Annotated in this window: 6 protein-coding genes; 4 read left to right on the top strand and 2 right to left on the bottom strand. The window is 75.6% G+C overall.

Going from position 1 to position 21,420, the window contains the following annotated elements; all coding sequences use genetic code 11:
* Nucleotides 1-36: 36 nt before the first annotated feature.
* From ACFY23_RS29250 to ACFY23_RS29235, 4 genes are all read left to right on the top strand, one after another.
* A complete protein-coding gene (locus ACFY23_RS29250) occupies nt 37-9,492 on the top strand; it encodes a type I polyketide synthase (protein WP_387051301.1) in 9,456 nt (3,151 codons plus the stop codon).
* Between the two features lie 25 nt (nt 9,493-9,517).
* Nucleotides 9,518-14,992 carry a type I polyketide synthase gene (locus tag ACFY23_RS29245; protein WP_387038690.1) on the top strand — a complete coding sequence of 1,825 codons (5,475 nt, stop codon included), beginning with the start codon at nt 9,518-9,520 and terminating at the stop codon, nt 14,990-14,992.
* Between the two features lie 85 nt (nt 14,993-15,077).
* Nucleotides 15,078-16,130 carry an ABC transporter ATP-binding protein gene (locus ACFY23_RS29240; RefSeq protein ID WP_350684356.1) on the top strand — a complete coding sequence of 351 codons (1,053 nt, stop codon included), beginning with the start codon at nt 15,078-15,080 and terminating at the stop codon, nt 16,128-16,130.
* Nucleotides 16,127-16,951: an ABC transporter permease gene (locus ACFY23_RS29235; protein WP_350684355.1), complete on the top strand. Its 825-nt coding sequence runs from the start codon at nt 16,127-16,129 to the stop codon at nt 16,949-16,951. Before ACFY23_RS29240 ends, ACFY23_RS29235 begins: the two co-directional genes overlap by 4 nt.
* On the opposite strand, the gene ACFY23_RS29230 is transcribed toward ACFY23_RS29235, so the two are convergent.
* Both ACFY23_RS29230 and ACFY23_RS29225 read right to left on the bottom strand, forming a co-directional pair.
* Nucleotides 16,929-18,008, bottom strand: a complete 1,080-nt coding sequence (locus ACFY23_RS29230) for a hypothetical protein (protein ID WP_350684354.1) — start codon at nt 18,006-18,008, stop codon at nt 16,929-16,931. The two genes, ACFY23_RS29235 and ACFY23_RS29230, sit on opposite strands and share 23 nt — an antisense overlap.
* Before the next feature lie 266 nt (nt 18,009-18,274).
* The gene (locus tag ACFY23_RS29225; protein ID WP_350684353.1) at nt 18,275-21,091 is read right to left on the bottom strand and encodes an AAA family ATPase; all 2,817 of its coding nucleotides are present in this window, start codon (nt 21,089-21,091) and stop codon (nt 18,275-18,277) included.
* Nucleotides 21,092-21,420 lie beyond the last annotated feature (329 nt).

Genomic DNA, 21,420 nt, shown 5'->3' with positions numbered 1-21,420 from the left:
GCTCTCTTTCGTCCCTCCCCAGGAAGCGGCACTCCGATGGCCAATGAAGACAAGCTCCGCGACTACCTCAAGCGGGTAATGGCTGATCTCCACGACACCCGCCGCCGGCTCAGTGAGGTGCAGTCCCAGGAACTGGAGCCGGTGGCGATCGTGGCGATGAGCTGCCGCCTGCCCGGCGGGGTGCGCAACCCCGACGACCTGTGGGAGTTGCTGCGGGAGGGCCGGGACGCGGTCGCCCCGTTCCCCGACGACCGGGGCTGGAACCTGGAGCGGCTCTACCATCCCGACCCGGACCACCCGGGCACCTCGTACGCCCGCGAGGGCGGGTTCGTCGACGGGGCCGGCGACTTCGACTCGGCCTTCTTCGGCATCTCGCCCCGCGAGGCGCTGACGATGGACCCGCAGCAGCGGCTGCTGCTGGAGACGTCCTGGGAGGCCATCGAGGCCGCCGGGATCGACCCGGCCTCGCTGCGGGGGAGCCGGACCGGGGTGTTCGTGGGCACCAACGGGCAGGACTACGGCACCCTGCTCATGATGTCGCCGGACGGCGACGAGGGGCACTCGATGACCGGCGGCGCGGCGGCGGTCGCGTCGGGCCGGGTGTCGTACACCCTCGGGCTGGAGGGGCCGGCCGTCTCCATCGACACCGCCTGCTCGTCCTCCCTGGTGGCGCTGCACCTCGCCGTGCAGGCGCTGCGGGCGGGGGAGTGCGAGCTGGCGCTCGCCGGCGGCGTCACGATCATGGCCACCCCCGGCCTCTACATCGGATCGAGCCGGCAGCGAGCCCTGTCGCCGGACGGGCGCTGCAAGTCCTTCGCCGCCTCCGCCGACGGCGCCGGGTTCTCCGAGGGCGTCGCCTGGCTGCTCGTCGAGCGGCTGAGCGACGCCCGCCGCAACGGCCACCAGGTGCTCGCGGTGGTACGCGGCTCCGCCGTCAACCAGGACGGGGCGTCCAACGGCCTCAGCGCACCCAACGGACCCGCCCAGCAGCGCGTCATCAGCCAGGCCCTCGCGTCGGCCCGGCTGGCCACCGCCGACGTGGACGTGGTGGAGGCGCACGGCACCGGCACCACCCTCGGCGACCCGATCGAGGCGCAGGCGCTCATCGCCACGTACGGGCAGGACCGGGGCGACGCCGCGCCGCTGCTGCTCGGATCGGTGAAGTCGAACATCGGGCACACCCAGGCAGCCGCAGGGGTCGCCGGGGTGATCAAAATGGTCCTCGCGATGCGGCACGGCGTGGTGCCCGCGACCCTGCACGTCGACTCCCCGTCCCCGCACATCGACTGGACCGCCGGGGCGGTGGAGCTGACGACCGAGGCGCGGCCCTGGCCGGAGACCGGTCGGGCCCGCCGGGCCGGGGTTTCCTCCTTCGGCATCTCCGGCACCAACGCCCACGTCATCGTCGAGCTGCCCGACGAGCCGGATGCCGCCGACGCGGGTACCGACCGGGCCCCCGGCCTGGTCGACTCCGACGTCCTCGTCTGGCCGGTGTCGGCGGCGCGGTCGAAGGGTGCCCTGGCGGGTCAGGCGTCCCGGCTGGCGCGGTTCGTCCGCGAGCGCGGAGGGCTCGACCCGGCGGCGGTCGGCTGGTCCCTGGCGGCGACCCGGTCGACGTTCGACCAGCGGGCCGTGGTGGTCGGTGCGGGCGTGGAGGAGTTGCTGGCCGGTCTGGACGCGTTGGCTGCCGGGTCTCCGGCCGGCAATGTCGTCACCGGTACGGCCACCGGCTCCGGTGCCGGGCCGGTGTTCGTGTTCCCGGGTCAGGGGGCGCAGTCGGCGCGGATGGCGGCCGGTCTGGTGGGTCGTACGCCGGTGTTCGACGCGAGGCTGGCCGAGTGTCAGGCGGCGCTTGCCCCGTACCTGGACGTCGATCTGGTGTCGGTGCTGACCGGTGACGACGAGTCGTGGCTGGAGCGGGTCGAGGTCGTGCAGCCGGTGCTGTGGGCGGTGGGTATCGCTCTGGCGGCGGTGTGGCGGCACGTGGGTGTGGTTCCTCAGGCGGTGATCGGTCACTCGCAGGGTGAGATCGGCGCGGCCTGTGTGGCGGGGATTCTGTCCCTGGATGATGCGGCGAAGACGGTGGCGTTGCGGTCGCGCGCACTCGCGGTGCTGCGAGGCACGGGCACGATGGCGTCGGTGGATCTGTCCGCCGAGGCGGTCGCCGAGCGTCTGGCCGCGTTCCCGGGTGTGGGTGTGGCGGCGGTGAACGGTCCGTCGACGGTGGTGGTGTCGGGGCCGCCGCAGCCGGTGGCGGATCTGGTGGAGTCCTGCCAGGCCGAGGGTGTGCGGGCGCGGTTGATTCCGGTGGACTACGCGTCGCACTCGCCGGCGGTGCAGGAGGTCGCCGAGCGGTTGCGCGCCGACCTCGCGGAGGTCACCCCTCGGGCGGGTGATGTCCGGCTCGTGTCCACGCTGACCGGCGATTGGGTGCAGCCGGAGAGCATGACGGCGGACTACTGGTACGACAACCTGCGGCAGACGGTGCAGTTCGACGCGGCGGTGCGGGTGGCGGTCGCGGCGGGTCACACGATGTTCGTGGAGATCTCCCCGCATCCGGTGTTGACGATGCCGGTGACGGCGATCCTGGACGACACGGGCACTACCGGGCACACGCTGGGCAGCCTGCGTCGGGGCGACGACGACCCGACCCGCCTGCTGACCAACCTGGCCACCGCCCACGCGATCGGCCTGCCCGTCGACCTGACGAAGGTCCTCGCCCGGACCCCGACCGTCGACCTGCCCACCTACGCCTTCGACCATCGCCGGTACTGGCCCGCGGCGCCGGTCTTCCCCGTCGACCCCAACGCCGCGCCGGACATCGACCGGTGGCGGTACCGGGTCAGCTGGCAGGCACTGTCCGACCTGCCGCTGACCTGGCTCGCCGGCGCCTGGCTGGTCCCCGTGCCGGCAGGGCTGGGCGAGGACCCGCTCGTCGCCGGGGTGCTCGGTGCGCTCGCCAACTTCGGCGCGGACGTCGTACCCGTCGAGGTGGACGACGCCGGCGACCAGCAGGCCCTCGCGGACCGGCTGCGCGCGGCGCTCCCCGCCGGCGACGTGCCCGCCGGCGTGCTCTCGCTGCTGGCCCTCGACGAGCGCGCGCACCCCGAGCACCCCGCCACCTCCCTCGCGGCCGCCGGGACCGTCCTGCTCGTGCAGGCGCTCGGGACGCTCGGCGTCGAGGCGCCGTTGTGGTGCGCCACCCGCGGGGCCGTCGCCGTGGGTCCGGCCGACGGGCCGCCGCACCCGGTCGCCGCCTCGGTGTGGGGCCTCGGCCGCGCCGTCGCACTGGAACACCCCGCCCGCTGGGGCGGGCTGATCGACTTGCCCGACGAACTCGACGCCACGGCCGGCGCCCGGCTCTGCGGGCTGCTCGGCGACGCCGGTGGTGAGGACCAGCTCGCCGTCCGCGCCGACGGCGTGTTCGCCCGCCGGCTCACGCGGATCACCGGGCCCGAGCCGGCCACGGCCCCCGACGGGACGGCCGACGGCGGTTGGCGGATGCGCGGCACCGTGCTGATCACCGGCGGCACCGGCGGCCTCGGCGGGCACCTGGCCCGCTGGGCAGCCCGTTCCGGCGCCGAGCACGTCCTGCTGGCCAGCCGGCGCGGCGCCGACGCGCCGGGCGCCGCCGAGCTGGAGGCGGAGCTGACCGGCCTCGGCGTACGGGTCACCGTCGCGGCCTGCGACGTCGCCGAGCGGGACCAGGTGGCCGCCCTGCTCGCCGACGTGCCGCAGGACACCCCGGTCACCGCCGTGCTGCACACCGCCGCCGTGCTCGACGACGGCATCGTGGACACCGCGACCCCGCAGCGCCTGCACACCGTCGCCGCGCCCAAGTCCGCCGCCGCCGTCCACCTGGACGAGCTGACCCGCGACCTCGACCTGGACGCGTTCGTGTTGTTCTCCTCGGTCGCCGGCACCACCGGCAACGCGGGGCAGGGCGCGTACGGGGCGGCGAACGCGTTCCTCGACGCCCTCGCCGAGCGCCGCCGGGCCGCCGGCCTGCCGGCGCTCTCGGTGGCCTGGGGCGCGTGGAGCGGCGCTGGCCTGCCCGCCGACAACGAGCGCGCCCAGCAGCGGCTGCGCAGGGGCGGCATGGTCGGCATGGATCCCGAGCTGGCCGTCGAGGCCCTGGCCCGGGCGCTGCGCCGCGGCGACGCCACCGCCGTCATCGCCGACATCGACTGGCCCCGGTTCGCCCCCGCGTTCACCCTGGTCCGGCGCAGCCCGCTGCTCGGGGACCTGCCCGAGGTGGCCGAGGCGGCCCGCCCGGCAGAGCCGGAGAACGCCGAGGAGGGGGCCGCGGACGCGCCGTCGGCGCTGGCCCGCCGGCTCGCCGGGCTGTCCCCGGCCGAGCGCGCCGCGGCGCTGCTCGACCTGGTACGCCAGTGCGCCGCGACCGCCCTGGGCTACGGCTCGCCCGACGACGTCCCGGCCACCCAGCCGTTCCGGGACCTCGGCCTGGACTCGCTGACCGCGGTGGACATGCGGAACTTCCTGGCCACCGCCACCGACCTGCGGCTGCCCGCCACGCTCGCCTTCGACTACCCCAACCCGACCGCCCTCGCCGCGCACCTCGACGAGCTGCTCACCGGTGCCGCCCCGGACGCGGCCGCCCCGGCCCCCGCCGTCGCGCGCGTCGACGACGAGCCGATTGCCATCGTGGCGATGAGCTGCCGCCTCCCCGGCGGGGCGGACAGCCCGGAGCAGCTGTGGCAGTTGCTCGCCGCCGGCGGGGACGCGATCGGTGAGTTCCCCACGGACCGGGGCTGGGACCTCGACCGGCTCTTCGACTCCGACCCGGACAACGAGGGCACCAGCTACGCCCGCGAGGGCGGCTTCGTCACCGGCGTGGCCGACTTCGACCCCGGGTTCTTCGGCATCAGCCCGCGCGAGGCCCTGGCCATGGACCCGCAGCAGCGGCTGCTGCTGGAAGCGTCCTGGGAGGCGATCGAGCGGGCCGGGATCGACCCGCAGACGCTGCGCGGCAGCGCCACCGGTGTCTTCGTCGGCACCAACTACCAGGACTACCGCAACCTCATGTTCAACGCCGAGGGCGCCGAGGGACACCTGATGACCGGCAATGCCGGGAGCGTGCTCTCCGGCCGGGTGTCGTACACCCTCGGGCTGGAGGGGCCGGCCGTCTCCGTGGACACCGCCTGCTCGTCGTCGCTGGTCGCGCTGCACTGGGCCTGCCAGGCGCTGCGCCAGGCGGAGTGCTCCCTCGCCCTCGTCAGCGGCGTCACCGTGATGGCCACCCCCGGGGTGTTCGTCGGCTTCAGCCGGCAGCGCGGGCTGGCCCCGGACAGCCGCGTCAAGGCGTTCGCGTCCGCCGCCGACGGCACCAGCTGGGGCGAGGGCCTGGGCGTGCTGCTGGTCGAGCGGCTCAGCGACGCCCGGCGCAACGGCCACCCCGTGCTGGCCGTGATCCGCGGCAGCGCCGTCAACCAGGACGGCGCCAGCAACGGGCTCACCGCCCCGAACGGCCCGTCGCAGCAGCGGGTGATCCGGGCGGCCCTGGCCAACGCCGGCCTCACCGCCGCCGAGGTGGACGCCGTCGAGGCCCACGGCACCGGCACGAGGCTCGGCGACCCGATCGAGGCGCAGGCGCTGCTCGCCACGTACGGGCAGGACCGCGCCGCCGACCAGCCGCTGTGGCTGGGCTCGATCAAGTCGAACATCGGGCACACCCAGGCCGCCGCCGGCGTCGCCGGCATCATCAAGATGGTCCTGGCCCTCCGGCACGGCTACCTGCCGCAGACCCTGCACGTCGACGAGCCGACCAACCAGGTGGACTGGGGCGTCGGCGCGGTCGAACTGCTCACCGAGGGCCGGCCCTGGCCGCTGACCGACCGCCCCCGCCGGGCCGCCGTGTCCTCCTTCGGCATCAGCGGCACCAACGCGCACACCATCATCGAGCAGGCCCCGGAGGAGCCCGTGCCGACGGGCGAGCCGGGCCGGCTGCCCGTGGTGCCGGTGCTGCTGTCGGCGCGTACCCCGTCCGCCCTGGCCGCCCAGGCCGCCCCGTGGGCCGACCGGCTCACCGGACCGGAGGCCCCGCCGCTGGTCGACGTCGGCTGGTCGTCGGCGGTGTCCCGGGCCGCCCTGGAGCACCGGGCCGTCGTGCTCGCCACCGACCCGCTCGAGCTGCGCGCCGGGCTGCGCGCCCTCGGCTCCGGCGAGGAATCGCCGCTGCTGGTCACCGGCGTGGTGGCGGCCCGGCCGAAGGTGGCGTACCTGTTCTCCGGGCAGGGGGCGCAGCGGGCCGGGATGGGCCGCGGGCTGGCCGAGGCGTACCCCGTCTTCGCGGCCGCGCTCGACGAGGCCTGCGCCGCCCTCGACGAGCACCTGCCCGGCCCGCTGAAGCCGGTGTTGTTCGCCGAGCCCGGTACGCCCGACGCGGAGCTGCTGGACCGCACCGAGTTCACCCAGCCGGCCCTGTTCGCCGTCGAGGTGGCGCTGTTCCGGCTCCTCGAGGCGTGGGGCGTACGCCCCGACGTGGTCGCCGGGCACTCCATCGGCGAGTTCGCCGCCGCGCACGCCGCCGGCGTGCTGTCCCTGGCCGACGCCGCCGAGCTGGTCGCCGCCCGGGGTCGGCTGATGCAGGCGCTGCCGGACGGCGGGGCCATGCTCGCCATCGCCGCAGCCGAGGCCGACGTGGCCGCCTCCATCGGCGAGCGCGCCGGCCGGGTGGGCATCGCCGCCGTCAACGGCCCGACCGCCGTGGTGGTCTCCGGCGCCGGCGACGCCGTCGACGAGTTGGCCGCCGAGTGGTCCGCCCGGGGCGTACGGGTCAAGCGACTGACGGTCAGCCACGCGTTCCACAGCCCGCTGATGGACCCGGTCCTCGACGACCTCGCCGCCGTCGCCGCCCGGCTGACCCCCGGGACGCCCGCCGTGCCGATGGTCTCCACCGTCACCGGCGCGCCGGTCGACGCGGCCCGGATCGGCGCCCCCACGTACTGGGTGCGGCACGCCCGCGACGCGGTGCGTTTCGCCGACGCCGTCGCGGCGCTGCGGGAGCAGGGCGTCACCGCGTACGTCGAGATCGGCCCGGACGGGGTGCTCACCGCCCTCGCCCACGCCGTCCTCGCCGACGGCGCCCCGGCGGGCGGCCGGGCCCCGCTCGTCGTGCCCACCCTGCGCAAGGACCGCCCCGAGCCGGCCGCCCTGTTGCGGGCCGTCGCCGCGCTGCACACCCACGGCGTCTCCCCGGACTGGGCCGCCCTGTACGGGGGCGTCGGCGCCCAGCGCGCCGACCTGCCGACGTACGCCTTCGAACGGCAGCGCTACTGGCCGGAGCCGCCCCCGTGGCTCACCGCGGGCGCGCCCGACGCCACCGGCGAGGTCGAGCGCCGGTTCTGGGCGGCGGTCGAGGCCGAGGACGTCGACTCGCTGGTCCGCGAGCTGGACGTGGACCGGGACCAGCCGTTCGGGGCGGTGCTGCCGGCGTTGTCCGCGTGGCGGCGGCGCGGCCGCGAACGGTCGCTGGTGGAGGGCAGCCGGTACCGGGTGGTGTGGGAGCCGGCGGCCGAGCCGCCCGCGCCCGAGGCCACCGGCCGCTGGCTGGTGCTGCTGCCCGCCGACCGGGCCGACGACCTCGCCCTGGAGTCCTGCACCTGGAGCCTCGGCGCGGACGTCACGTCGGTGCCGGTGGACACCGCCCTCGACCCCGACGACCTGGCCGCGCGGCTGGCCGAGACGGTCGCCGGGGCGGTCGGCGACGGGCCGGTGTCGATCCTGTCCTTCCTCGGCCTGGACGAGGCCCCGCACGCCGAGCATTCGGCGCTGCCCCGGGGGCTCGCGGCCACCGTGCAGCTGCTCCAGGAGTTGGCCGACGCCGACGCCCCGGCCCGGCTGTGGTGCGTCACCCAGGGCGCGGTCGGTGTCGGCGACGGCGACGCGCCGGCGAACCCGCGGCAGGCCATGCTGTGGGGGCTGGGCCGGGTCGCCGCCCTGGAGCAGACCGGCCGCTGGGCCGGGCTGGTCGACCTGCCCACCGACATCGACAGCTGGACGGCGGCCCGCCTCGGGGCGGTGCTCACCGGGGGCGGCGCGGAGGACCAGGTCGCCGTCCGCGAGTCCGGCGTGTTCGTCCGCCGGCTGGCGCCGGCGGTCACCGCCGCCGACCCCGCCCCGTGGCGGCCGCGCGGCACGGTCCTGATCACCGGCGGCACCGGGGCGCTCGGCGGGCACGTCGCCCGCTGGGTGGCTGGCGCCGGCGCCGAGCGGATCGTGCTGACCAGCCGCCGCGGCACCGACACCCCCGGCGCCGCCGAGCTGCTGGCCGAGCTGGCGGGCCTCGGCGTCGACTGCCGGGTCGCCCGGTGCGACGCCGCTGACCGGGCGGCGATGACCGGCCTGCTGGCCGAGCTGCGCCGCGAGGGCCCGCCGCTGCGCGCGGTGGTGCACGCCGCCGGGGTCAGCGAGGTGGTGCCGCTGGCCGACAGCACGCTGGAGGACCTGGCGTACGTCATCGCCCCGAAGCTGGCCGGCGCCGAGCTGCTCGACGAGCTGCTCGACGGCGTCGAGCTGGACGCGTTCGTGCTGTTCTCGTCCATCGCGGCCGTGTGGGGCAGCGGCGGGCAGGGCGCGTACGCGGCCGGCAACGCGTACCTGGACGCGCTCGCCGAGGTGCGGCGCGGCCGGGGCCTGCCGGCCACCTCCGTCGCCTGGGGGCCGTGGACCGAGTCGGGCATGTTCACCGACGGCGCGCCGGAGCAGCTGCGCCGCCGGGGACTGCGGGTCATGCCGCCCGGCCTGGCGATGGCGGGGCTGCGGCACGCGCTGGCCGCCGGGGACGCCGCCGTCACCGTCGTCGACGTCGACTGGGCCACGTTCCACCCGCTGTTCACCGCGCTGCGGCCCAGCCCGCTGCTGGCCGACCTGCCGGCCGTACGGGCGCTGGCCGCCGCCCCCGCCGCCGCGCCCGACCCGGCCGCGCCGGCGGGCCGGGACCTGCTGACCGAGCTGCGCGGGCTGCCGGCCGAGGAGCGGCGGGCCGCGCTGCTGGAGATGGTGCGGGTCGACGCGGCGAAGGTGCTCGGCCACCCGTCCGGGGACGCGATCGACGCCGACCGGGGCTTCCTCGACCTCGGCCTCGACTCGCTCACCGCCGTGGAGCTGCGCAACCTGCTCACCGCGGCGACCGGGCACGAGTTGCCCACCACGGTCGTCTTCGACTACCCGACGCCGGCCGGTCTGGCCGACCACCTCTACGAGGAGCTGTTCCCCGACGGCGACGCGGAGGCCGGCGACGGCGGCGACGAGGAGTCGGTGCGCCGGGCCCTCGCCGCGATCCCGCTGGACGAGCTGCGCCAGGCCGGCCTGCTGGACCAGCTGCTCCACCTGGCCCGCACGGTCACCGGCCCGGCGCCGGCCGGCCCGCTGGCCACCACCCCCGCCGCGCCGTCCGCACCGGAGGCGGAGATCCGCGAACTCGACGTCGCCGGTCTGGTCCGGATGGCCCTGGAAGGCTCCGACTCGTGACCCGGCTGGCTGCAAGGAGCCCCCGATGAGCGTCTCACTGGACGAGGTCGTCAGCGCGCTGCGCGCGTCCCTGCTCGACAACCAGAAGCTCAAGCAGCAGAACCAGCAGCTCACCGCCGCGCTGAGCGAACCCGTAGCGATCATCGGGATGAGCTGCCGCTTTCCCGGCGGCGTCTCCTCCCCCGAGCAGCTGTGGGACCTGGTCGCGGCGGGCACCGACGCGATGTCGGCGTTCCCCGACGACCGGGGCTGGGACCTGGACGCGCTCTACGACACCGACCCGGACAGCCGGGGCACCTCGTACGTGCGGGAGGGCGGCTTCCTCTACGACGCCGGAAGGTTCGACGCCGCCTTCTTCGGCATCAGCCCGCGGGAGGCCCTGGCCATGGACCCGCAGCAGCGGCTGCTGCTGGAGACGGCGTGGGAGGCGTTCGAGCGGGCGGGCATCGACCCGACCACGCTGCGCGGCGCGCCCACCGGCGTGTACGCGTCGATCAGCAGCCAGGGCGACTACGCCGCCCTGCTGTCCGGGGTCGGCGGCGGCGTCGAGGGGTACCTCGGCACCGGCAGCGCCGCCGCCGTGGCCAGCGGACGCATCTCGTACGCCCTGGGGCTGGAGGGGCCGGCCGTCACCGTCGACACGGCGTGCTCGTCGTCGCTGGTCGCGCTGCACCTGGCCTGCCAGGCCCTGCGGCTCGGCGAGTGCACGCTGGCGCTGGCCGGCGGGGTGTCGGTGATGGCCACCCCCACCGTCTTCGTCGAGTTCTCCCGCCAGCGGGGCCTGTCCACCGACGGCCGGTGCAAGGCGTTCGCGGCCGCCGCCGACGGCACGGGCTGGTCCGAGGGGGTCGGCATGCTGCTCGTCGAGCGGCTCTCCGACGCCCGGCGCAACGGCCACCCGATCCTCGCCGTGGTGCGCGGCAGCGCGGTCAACCAGGACGGGGCGAGCAGCGGGCTGACCGCCCCGAACGGCCCCTCCCAGCGCCGGGTCATCCGGCAGGCCCTCGCCGGCTCCGGCCTGACCGCCGACCAGATCGACGTGGTCGAGGCGCACGGTACCGGCACCACGCTGGGCGACCCGATCGAGGCGCAGGCGCTGCTCGCCACGTACGGGAAGGAGCGGCCGGCGGACCGTCCGCTGCTGCTGGGCTCGGTGAAGTCGAACATCGGCCACACCCAGGCCGCCGCCGGCGTCGCCGGGATCATCAAGATGGTCCTTGCCATGCGGCACGGCGTGCTGCCGCCCACGCTGCACGTCGACGAGCCGACCCCGCACGTCGACTGGTCCGCCGGGGCGGTCACCCTGCTCACGGAGACGACGCCGTGGCCGGAGACCGGTCGGCCGCGCCGGGCCGGGATCTCGGCGTTCGGGGTCAGCGGCACCAACGCCCACACGATCATCGAGCAGGCCGCCCCCGAGGACACCGCGGTCGCCCGGCCCGCCGGGGCGCCCGCTCCGCCGGCCCCGTGGATCGTGTCCGCCCGCTCCGGGCCGGCCCTGGCCGGGCAGGCCCGCCGGCTGCTGGAGCACCTGGCCGCGCACCCCGACCTGACCCCGGCCGACGTGGCGTACTCCCTGGTCACCACCCGGGCGGCGCTGCCGCACCGGGCCGCCGTGACCGGCGCCGACCGCGACGACCTGCTGGCCGGCCTGCGCGCGGTCGCCGAGGATCGCCCCGCGCCCGGGGTGGTGCGCGGCGTGGCCCGTCCCGCCGGCAAGCTCGCCTTCCTCTTCACCGGCCAGGGCGCCCAGCGCGCCGGCATGGGCGCCGAGCTGCACCGCCGGTTCCCCGCCTTCGCCGCCGCCTTCGACGAGGTCGCCGCCGAACTCGACCGGCACCTGAGCCGCCCGCTGCGCGAGGTGGTGTTCGCCGCCCCGGGCTCACCCGAGGCGGCGCTGCTGGACCGCACCGAGTTCACCCAGCCGGCGCTGTTCGCGTACGAGGTGGCCGCGTACCGGCTCGTCACCTCGTGGGGGCTGCGCCCGCACCACCTGCTCGGCCACTCGGTCGGCGAGCTGGCCGCCGCGCACGTCGCCGGGGTGCTGTCGCTGGCGGACGCGGCGGCCCTGGTCGCCGCCCGGGGCCGGCTCATGCAGGCGCTGCCCGACGGCGGGGCCATGCTCGCCGTACGGGCGACCGAGGCCGAGGTGGCCCCGCTGCTCGACGAGCGGGTCTCCCTGGCCGCCGTGAACGGCCCCGCGTCCGTGGTGCTCTCCGGCGACGCCGACGCCGTGCTCGCCGCCGGCGAACGGCTCGCCGCCGAGGGCCGACAGACCCGCCGGCTGCACGTCAGCCACGCCTTCCACTCCGCGCGCATGGAGGCCGTGCTGGCCGACTTCCGGGTGGTCGCCGAGAAGGTCACCTGGCACCCGCCGACCCTGCCGGTGGTCTCCGACCGCACCGGCGCCCTGCTCACCGCCGCACAGGCCACCGACCCCGGGTACTGGGTCGACCACGTGCGGGACACCGTGCGCTTCCGCGACGGGATCGCCACGCTCGCCGCCGCCGGGACCGGGACGTTCCTGGAGCTGGGCCCGGACGCCGCGCTCACCGCGCTGGCCCGGGAGTGCCTGCCCGACCTGGACGCCGCCGCCTTCGTGCCGGTGAGCCGCCGGGACCAGGCCGAGGCCGCCGGCCTGCTCGCCGCGCTCGCCGCCGTGGACCTGCGCGGGGCCGGGGTCGACTGGGCGGCCCTGTTCGCCGGCACCGAAGCCGCCCGGGTCGAGCTGCCCACCTACGCCTTCCACCACGAGCGGTACTGGCCCGACCCCGTCGTCCTCGACCTCGGCGCCCGGCGGGCGCGGGCCGCCGCCGCGGACCGGGAGTTCTGGGCCGCCGTCGAGGAGGACCAGCCGGCCGCGCTCGCCGCCGTCCTCGGCCTCGACGCCGACCGGCGCGACGCGCTGACCGAGCTCCTGCCCGCTCTCGCCGCCTACCGGGGGCGGCAGCGCCGGCGGTCCGAGTTGGACGGGCTGCGGTACCGCACCGGCTGGGTGCGCCTCGACCCGCCGCCCGGCGGCACCCCGCCGACCGGCCCCTGCCTGGTGGTCGCCCGCGCCGGGGATTCGGCCGGGCCGGTGCTGGCCGTACTCCGCGCCGAGGGACTGTCGCCCGTACTCGTCACCGTGGGCGACGACCTGGGCGACCTCGCCCTGCCCGCCGGGGACGCCCCGTCGGTGGTGGTCTCGCTGCTCGCGGCAGGGGATCCGGACGATGTCGTCGGGACCGGCCCGCTGGCCGGCACGGTCGCGCTGGTCCGGGCCCTCGCCGACGCGGGCAGCCCCCGGGTGTGGTGCGTGACCCGGGGGGCGGTCGCCGTGGACGGCGACGACCCCGCGCCGGCCGTCGCCGGGGCGTACGTGTGGGGCCTGGGCCGGGTGCTCGCGCTGGAACAGCCGCGGCTGTGGGGCGGGCTGGTGGACCTGCCGGCCGACCCCGACGACGCGGCCCTCGCCGCGCTGGCCCGCCTCGTTGCCGCCGGCGGCGCGGAGGACCAGTTGGCGGTCCGTGCCGCCGGGGTGTACGCGCGGCGGCTGGAACACGCCCCGACCGGCCCGGCCGCCGGAGACGAGGACTGGCGGCCCCGGGGCGCGGTGCTGGTCCACGGCGCGGCGGGCGTACGGCAGGCGCACGTGCTGCGCTGGCTGGCCGACCGCGGCGCGACCCACGTCGTCCTCGCCGGCGCGGCGACGCCCGCCGCGCCGGCCGGTGTCCACGTCACGACGGTCGCCGACCCGACCGCGCTGCCGCCGGAGCTGGACCGGCTCGCCGCCGCCGGTACGCCGGTGCGCACCGTCATCCACGTCGCCGACTCCGGCGGGGCCGGCGAGCCGGTCACCGCCCTCGACCCGACCGGGCTGGCCGCCGCCGTCGCCGCCGGCACCGCCGCCGTGGAACTGCTCGACGCCGCCGTCGCGGGCCGGCCGGTTGACGAGTTCGTCGTCTTCTGCTCCACCGCCGCCACCTGGGGCAGCGGCGGGGCCGCCGTCACCGCCGCCACCGGCGCCGGCCTGGAGGCGCTGGCCGCCCGCCGCCGGTCCGCCGGCCGGCCGGCCACGGTCCTGGCCTGGGTGCCGTGGGCCGACGAGGTCGCCGACCCGGGGCAACTGCGCCGCCGGGGCGTCCGGCCGCTTCCCGCCGAGCTGGCCCTGGCCGCCCTGCAGCAGGCCGTCGGACGCGGCGACGACCTGCTCGCCGTGGCGGACGTCGACTGGCCCGTGTTCGTGCCGGCGTTCACCGCGGTGCGCCCCAGCCCGCTGCTGCGCGGCGTGCCGGAGGCCGCCGCCGTCCTCGGCGCGGACGCGCCGGCCGGCGGCGCCGTCGTCGACCCGGCGGGGGCACTGCGCGACCGGCTGAGCGCCGCCTCCGCCGCCGACCGGCACCGGATCCTGCTGGACCTGGTCCGCGCGCACGTGGCCACGGTGCTCGGGCACGCCTCGCCCGGGGCGATCGAGGCCGACCGGGACTTCCTGGAGCTGGGCTTCGACTCGCTGACGGCGCTGGAGCTGCGGGACGCGCTGCGCCAGGAAACGGGGGCGGAGCTGTCCGCCACCCTGCTGTTCGACCACTCCACTCCGACGGCGCTGGCCCGTCACCTGCTCGGCCAGGTCCTCGGGGCGGACGCGGCCGGCGAGGCGCCCGCCGGCGAGGGCGCGGGCACCCCGGAGGGCGCGGGCGGGATCCTCGGCGGGCTGTTCCGCCAGCCGAAGGCGCGTGCCGACGCCGCCGGGTACGCCGAACTGCTGGTCAAGCTGGCCCAGTTCCGGCCCAGTTTCACCGAGCCGGCGCAGCTCACCCGCCCGGCCGGGATCCTCCGGCTGGCCGAGGGCGGCCCGGGCGCCCCGCTCGTCTGCTGCTGCACGATGTCGCTGCTGTCCGGGGCGCACGAGTACGCCCGCATCGCCGCCGGCTTCCGCGGCCTGCGGGACGTCTGGGCGCTGCCCAACCCCGGCTTCGGGGTGGGCGAGGAGCTGCCCGCCGACCTGGACGCGCTGCTGCGGGTGCACGCCGACACCGTGCTGCGGACCGTCGGCGGCGGCCCGTACGTGCTGGCCGGACACTCCGGCGGGGCGATGGTGGCCAACGTGCTCGCCCGCGAGTTGGAACGCCAGGGCCGGCCGCCGGCCGCGGTGGTGCTGATGGACACCTACCCGGCCGACAGCGAGGTGCTCGGAGGCTGGGTGCCGCAGCTGCTCGACGGGATGGTCGAGCGGGACAGCGCGTACACGCCGATGGACGACTACCGGACCACGGCCTGGGCCGGGTACCTGCCCCTGTTCATGGACTGGAAACCGGCCCCGACGGCGTCGGCGACCCTGTTGGTCCGGGCCAGCGAACCGCTGGGGGAGTGGACCGGGGAGCCCGACGGCTGGCGGTCGGTGTGGCCGTACCCGCACGAGGCGGTGGACGCGGCCGGCGACCACTTCACGATGGTCGGCGAGCGGGGCCCGGAGCTGGCGGCCAGCGTGCAGGAGTGGCTGGCCGGGCGGGGCCTCTAGGAGCGGCCCCGGGGCAGCCCCTAACACCCCCTAACCCGACGATCGATATCTGTCGCAGCGGTGACCAGAACGGGAGCATGGCGACGTGGACGAGGCAGTGGTGGTCGAGGAGCTGGTCAAGCGGTACCAGCCCAACATGCCGGCGGCGGTGGACGGGCTGAGCTTCAGCGTCGCCGCGGGCGAGGTCTTCGGTCTGCTCGGGCCAAACGGCGCGGGCAAGACCACGACGATCGGCGTGCTGACGACGCGGGTGCGCGCCACCTCCGGGCGGGCCACCGTCTGCGGGGCGGACGTCGCGCGCGCGCCGGCCGTGGCCCGGCAGCTGCTGGCGGTCGTGCCGCAGCGGGTGAACCTGGATCGGGCGCTGACCGTCCGGCAGAACCTGCTGTTCCACGCGGCCTACCACCGGGTGCCCCGGGCGGAGCGCATCCGCCGCGCCGACGAACTGCTGGAGCAGATGGGGCTCAAGGAGTTCGCCAACGCCCGGACGGACTTCCTCTCCGGCGGCCTCGCCCAGCGCACCATGATCGCGCGGGCGCTGATGCACTCGCCCCGGGTGCTCTTCCTCGACGAGCCGTCCAGCGGCCTCGACCCGCAGTCCCGGCTCTTCGTGCACGACCGGGTCGCCGAGCTGAAGCAGGCCGGCGTCACGGTCGTGGTGACCACCCACGACATGGACGAGGCGGAGAAGCTCTGCGACCGGATCGGCATCGTCGACCACGGCAAGCTCCTCACGCTGGACACCCCCGCCGCGCTGACCCGTACCCTGCCCGGCAGCAGCACGCTGACCCTCGTGGTGGCCGCCGGCGCCCCCGCCGAGGAGGTGCGGGCCGCGCTCGGCGCCATCCCCGACGTGGAGCGGGTGGAGCACTTCAAGGCGAGCCCGGCAGCCCCCGTCGCAGTTCCGGCGTTCCCCGGCATGCCGCCGATGCCGACGCCCGCGCCGGCACCGGAGGCGCCCGCCGACTCCGCCGGCACGCTCTCCTTCCGGGTCTACACCGGCACCCAGCCGGCCAACGCCATCCCGATGGCGCTGAAGATCCTCGCCGACCTGGGTTGCGAGGTCCGCGACCTCAACATCGGCCAGCCCAGCCTGGAAGACGTCTTCATCCACCTGACCGGAAGGGAACTTCGGTGAGTGTCACCGCCCCCGCCACCCCGTCGGCGGCGCCGCCGCCGGTGCGCGCGATGGACCAGTTCGCCACGTTCCGCGCGGTGCTCTCGCGGGACCTGTTCGTCACCGGCCGGGAACTGGTGGGCTTCCTGCTCCAGGTCTTCATCCAGCCGCTGTTCATGCTGCTGATCTTCGGCAAGGTGCTCGGCGACCTGGGGTACGCCAGCGACGACTTCACCAACGTCCTGCTGCCCGGCGTGATCGCGTTGAACGCCTTCCTGATCGGGCTGGAGAACACCGCGCTGCCGATGGTGATGGACTTCTCCTTCACGCGGGAGATCGAGGACCGCCTCCTGTCGCCGATGGCGATCCCGCTGGTGGCCCTGGAGAAGATCGTCTTCGGCGGCATCCGTGGGTTGATCGCCGGCGTGGTGCTGATCCCGGTCGGCATGCTCATGCTCGACGTCACCTGGCCCTGGGCGGTGGTGCTCAAGGTGGTCGGGGTGCTGGTGGTCGGCGCGCTGGTGGGCGCGGCGGTGGGCCTGACCTTCGGCACCCTGGTCCCGACGCAGCACATCCAGATCATGTTCACCGTGGTGATGACCCCGCTGATGTTCACCGGCGCGACCCAGTTCCCGCTGCTCGGTCTGGACTCGCTGCGCTGGTACCAGGTGATCTGCTCGCTCAACCCGCTCACCTACGTCAGCGAGGCCACCCGGTCGCTGGTGGCACCGCCCGGGGTGGAGTCGGTGCCGCTCTGGCTCGACCTGCTCGTTCTCGCCGGGGTGTTCGTGGTGTTCACGGCGATCGGCATCCGCGGCTTCATGCGCCGGGCGATGGACTAGCCGGCACGAGAAGGGGCGCCGCCGCCGCGCTCACCGCCTGCTCGCCCGGCGAGCAGGCGGTGAGCAGATCGGCCAGGACCGTCGGGTCGAGCCTCGTGGCACTCCCGGCGCGGGACAGGTCGAGGCGGCGGCACGCCTCGTCCAACCAGCTCTGCTCGGCCTCCACGCCGATGAACTCCGCCAGCATGGTCAGCTGTGGCACCGGATCGGCCAGCAGCGTCTCGTAGCGCAGTGACATCCGCGACTGGGGCGGAACGTGCGACAGACTTTCCACCCCTTTCTCAACCAGCGACGACCACAGCCGACCGAATTCCGGTAACGGGAGATCGGCGCCCATGATGAAATCCGGGTCCAGTTGCCCCATGAACATCCTGGCGAAATCCGGAGGCAGCAGTCGGAGTTGCCGGGGTGGCAGCGGAACGTACTCTCCGTTGAATTCCTTCGGGGGCACGCCGGCGAGCCGCGCGGCCTCGATGGCAAGCATGATCATGCGGAAGCCGGCGTGACGGCTCATCGACAACGCACAGTCCGGCCCGTCGCGGTACATGTGGATGAATCGTGCTTCCGGGAATGTCGCCCGAAGCTGGCCCACCAGGGGCAGTGAGAGACCGGAGCGTTCCACGGTCACCGACCGGCCGAATCGGTCGCGGAACCACGCGAACAGGTGCCGGTAGTGCTCGGCCACCGGCCGGCGCGGCCAGCGCCGCACCTCCCCGGCGAGTTCGTCGTGCAGCGCGTCGGGGTCGTCCGTCAGCATCGGCAGGGTCATGTGGCAGATCGCCGGTACCCCGGTCTGCGGGCGGAAGCGACCGGAGCCGTAGGGGTAGAGGTGCTCCGGGACGCGCAGCCCGCTGCGCACCATTCCGTCGAGGTTCGGGTCGGGATTTGCCAGGAGTTGCCAGAACTGGAGGCCGTTGATCGGCCGCGGAGGGAACGCGCGAAGTCGAACCGTGGCGAAGAATTCACTGAGGCTCGATATTGCCGGATGGGTGTGCAGGATCCTTGACAGGAGTGTGGATCCGCAGCGTCCGGTCCCGACGATGAAGGTTAGCGTCATTGCCGCCCCGCTTCCCGTGCCGCCGGTTCGACGGCCGGTCGGCTCGATGCGTTGAAGCTCGCCGTCGAGCTTGAACCTACCGATTGCGAAGGGTTAAGTCCAGCACCGAGATCACCCTTCCCCGGCTTCCGACCTGCCCAAATGCTGGCATTTGTTCGACAAGCGTAAATGCAGCACTTCGGGCGCGAGTGCCGTGGACACGCCGAGGGGCGCGTCGGCGTGTCCACGGCGGTGGGCGGCACGTCGTGCCCGTGCCGCCCGCGCCGTCAGGACGCCTCGACCCGCGCGTCCTCCGTCAGCGGATCGGCGTGCGCCACGAGCCGGGCCGGCAGGTCCGTGCGTCGCTTCACGTCGAGCTTGCGGTACACCCTCGTCAGATGCTGCTCGACGGTGCTCACCGTGATGAACAGCTTGCTGGAGATCTGGCGGTTGGTGTGGCCCTGGGCCGCCAGCGCGGCCACCCGGCGCTCGGCCTCGCTCAGCCCGTCGTCCGGCTCCGGCGTGTCGGCGCCGGCCGGGTACGCCGGCACCACCTCGCCCGGCTCCCGCCGGATGAGCCGCTGGGCCAGCACCGACGCCCCGCAGTCCTGGGCCAACTGGTACGCCCGGCGGACCAGCAGCCGGGCCCGCGCCGAGTCACCGGCCCGCTGCAACGTCTGGCCGGTGTCGCCGAGGGCCCGTACCAGCTCCAGCCGGTCGCCGCACGCCTGCAACAGGTTGACCGCCTCGGAGAGCAGCTTCCGCCGGTGGTCCGGGGCGGCGGTGGTGGCGAGCAGCCGCAGCGTCCGACCCCGGGTCCGGTCGTCGACCCCGTGCGGCACCCGCAACTGCTCCTGGAGGAGCTGCGTGGCCTGCGCCTTGTTGCCGACGCTGAGCTGCACCCGGGCCAGCTCCAGCCGCCACGGCACCAGCCCGGCCGCGTCGATGCCCCAGGTGCGCATCAGTTCACCGCAGCGCCGCAGGTCGGTGATCGCGGCGTGGGGACGCCGTACGGCCAGGTGGTGCCGGGCGCGGGCGGCCAGGTAGTGCAGGCCCAGCGGGGTGCGGAACATGCCGGGCGGCACCGGGTGGGCGAGCCACCGGTCGGCCTCGGACAGCCGGGCCGCCTCGGTCGCGCAGGCGATCAGCGTGGCCAGCGGGCCCGCGACCGCCACGCCCCACGCCGCGGCGGGGATGTCCTCCAGTGCCGTACGGGCGTGGTGCTCGGCGCCGGGCAGGTCACCGACGCGCAGCGCCGCCTCGGCCCGGACCGCCCGGATGACGGCCCGCCACACCGGGGCGTGCCGGGCGGCCGGCCGGCCGAGCAGGACGTCTCCCCAGGCGGCGGCCCGGTCGGACCGGCCCGCCCACAGCAGCGCCAGCAGGGGAGCGGTCAGCATGCCCAACGAGCCGTCGTCCGTGTGGTGGCGCTGGAGGAGCTGCTCGGCGGTCGCCACGGTGTCGTTCTCGGCGGTCGGCGTGAGCGCGCTGTGCAGCACCGTCACCGCCTGCAGCAGCGGGCTGACCGTGGTCGGCGCGCTCGCCGCCCGGGTCCAGGTGTTCGGGGCCTCCCGCACCGTGGCCAGGTGGTCCGGGTGGGACAGGGCGACCAGCAGCTGCATCATCCGCAGCCGCGCGGCCGTCCCGCCCGGTCCCTGCTCGTCCTCGGTGGAGAAACCGCTGACTGCCTCGGTGGCCTCCTCGACGCGCCCCTGCCACAGCAGGTACGGCACGGCGGACAGGCCGACGTCGCCGGACCCTCCGCCGGCCCGCGCCGTCTCGACCAACTCGGTGAGCTGCCCGTTCACGGTCAGCGGGTTGACCTGCCAGCGGGCGCTCACCAGCATCTCGGTGGTGGCGCTCCGCTGCCGCTCGTCCACGCACACGCGGGAGACCAGGCGCAGGCAGGCGGCGGCCACGTCGGGGCGGCCCGAGGCGAGGGCGTGACCGGCGGCGTCCTGGAGCACCGGCACCACCCACGGCGCGTCCGCCCAGCCGGCGGCCACCAGGTGCTCGGCGACCACGCTCGGCTCGGCGCCGTGGTCGTGCAGCACCTCGGCGGCCCGCTGGTGCAGGCCGATCCGCTCGTCGGGCGACATGTCGCCGAGGATCGAGTGCAGGATGCGCGGGTGGCGCAGCTGGTCGGCCTCCATCAGGCCGGAGGTGCGCAGCACCCGCACCGCCGGGACCGTGGATTCGGGCGCCACGTCGAGGAGGTGACCGAGCAGCTCGGTCGGGGCGGGCCGGTTGAGCACCGCCAGCGCCTGCGCCACCCGGCGTACCCCGGGCTCGTGCCGGTAGAGGCAGCCGAGCACGGCCTGTTCGAACGCGTCGCCGACGGCCGGGCCGGAGTCGTCGCCCGTCCCGCCGCTGGCCCGCTCCTCGAGCAGCGCCCGGGTGAGCAGCGGATTGCCGCCGGTCAACTCCACGCAGCGCTCCGCCGTCTCCCGGGCCTCGGCGGTCTCGCTGTCGCCGCCGACGAGCCGGGCGATGGCGTCCACGGTCAGCGGCGGCAGGGCGATCCGGGCGAAGTGCGGCTGGCTGAGCAACTCGGCCCGGAACAACGGGTGCGGCGGGCGCAGCGTCGACGCCTCGGCGAGCACGACCATGATCCGGGTGTGGCGCAGCCGGCGGGTCACGTAGAGAAGGCAGTGCAGCGAGGCCGGGTCCGCGTGGTGCACGTCGTCGACGACGAGGACCAGGGGCCCGGTGCCGGTCAGGTCGAGCAGGGTGGCGAAGAGACCGTGCAGCAGGGGAGCCCAGGCCCGGTCGCCCTCGGCGGCCTCACCGCCGGGCTCGGGCAGGGACGTGGCGAAGGTGGCGTCGCCCATCAGCTTCTCGACCCGGGCCGCCGCGTCGGGTGCGAGCCGTGCACTGTGGAACAACTGCCCGACCACTCCCAGGTGGAGCCCGCGCTCCGCCCGGGAACCCGCAGCGCTCATCACCTGCCCGCCGTTGGCGGCCGCCCACTCGCTGAACGCCTCCAGCAGACTGGTCTTGCCGCTCCCCACCGCACCGGTGACCAGCGCGACGTGTCCTCGCTGCTGCTCCTCGCACGCGCGGAACGCCCGTTGGAGGCGGGTCGTCTGCTCCTCCTGCTGCACCAACACCAGCGTGTCAGCCCTTCTCGTACGCGGTGCGGAGCCGGAACCCCGGCGCTGCCCGACACCGCCTCCCCCCTTGCCGGACAGCCGCCCCTCCACCCCGCTACGGGTAGGGGTGGAGCGCACCGGGCCGCCGTGCCGGGTGGACCTGGAAATTCTTGGCCGCACCGCGCCGTTCACCAGACGGTCCGGGTGCTCAGGCGAGTCTGGCACCGGGGGGGTTGTGCGACAACGGGCGCGAGACCCCATCGTTTCGCGGGCAAACCTGCGGATCTTGTCCGTCATTAGGGGTTGCGCGATGCGCCACAAGGGGTGTCGAAGTTGGCCGG

It is taken from the genome of Micromonospora sp. NPDC000121, from assembly GCF_042899165.1.
In the GTDB taxonomy this organism is placed as follows: Bacteria; Actinomycetota; Actinomycetes; order Mycobacteriales; family Micromonosporaceae; genus Micromonospora.
This window is presented reverse-complemented; position numbering and strand designations above follow the sequence as displayed.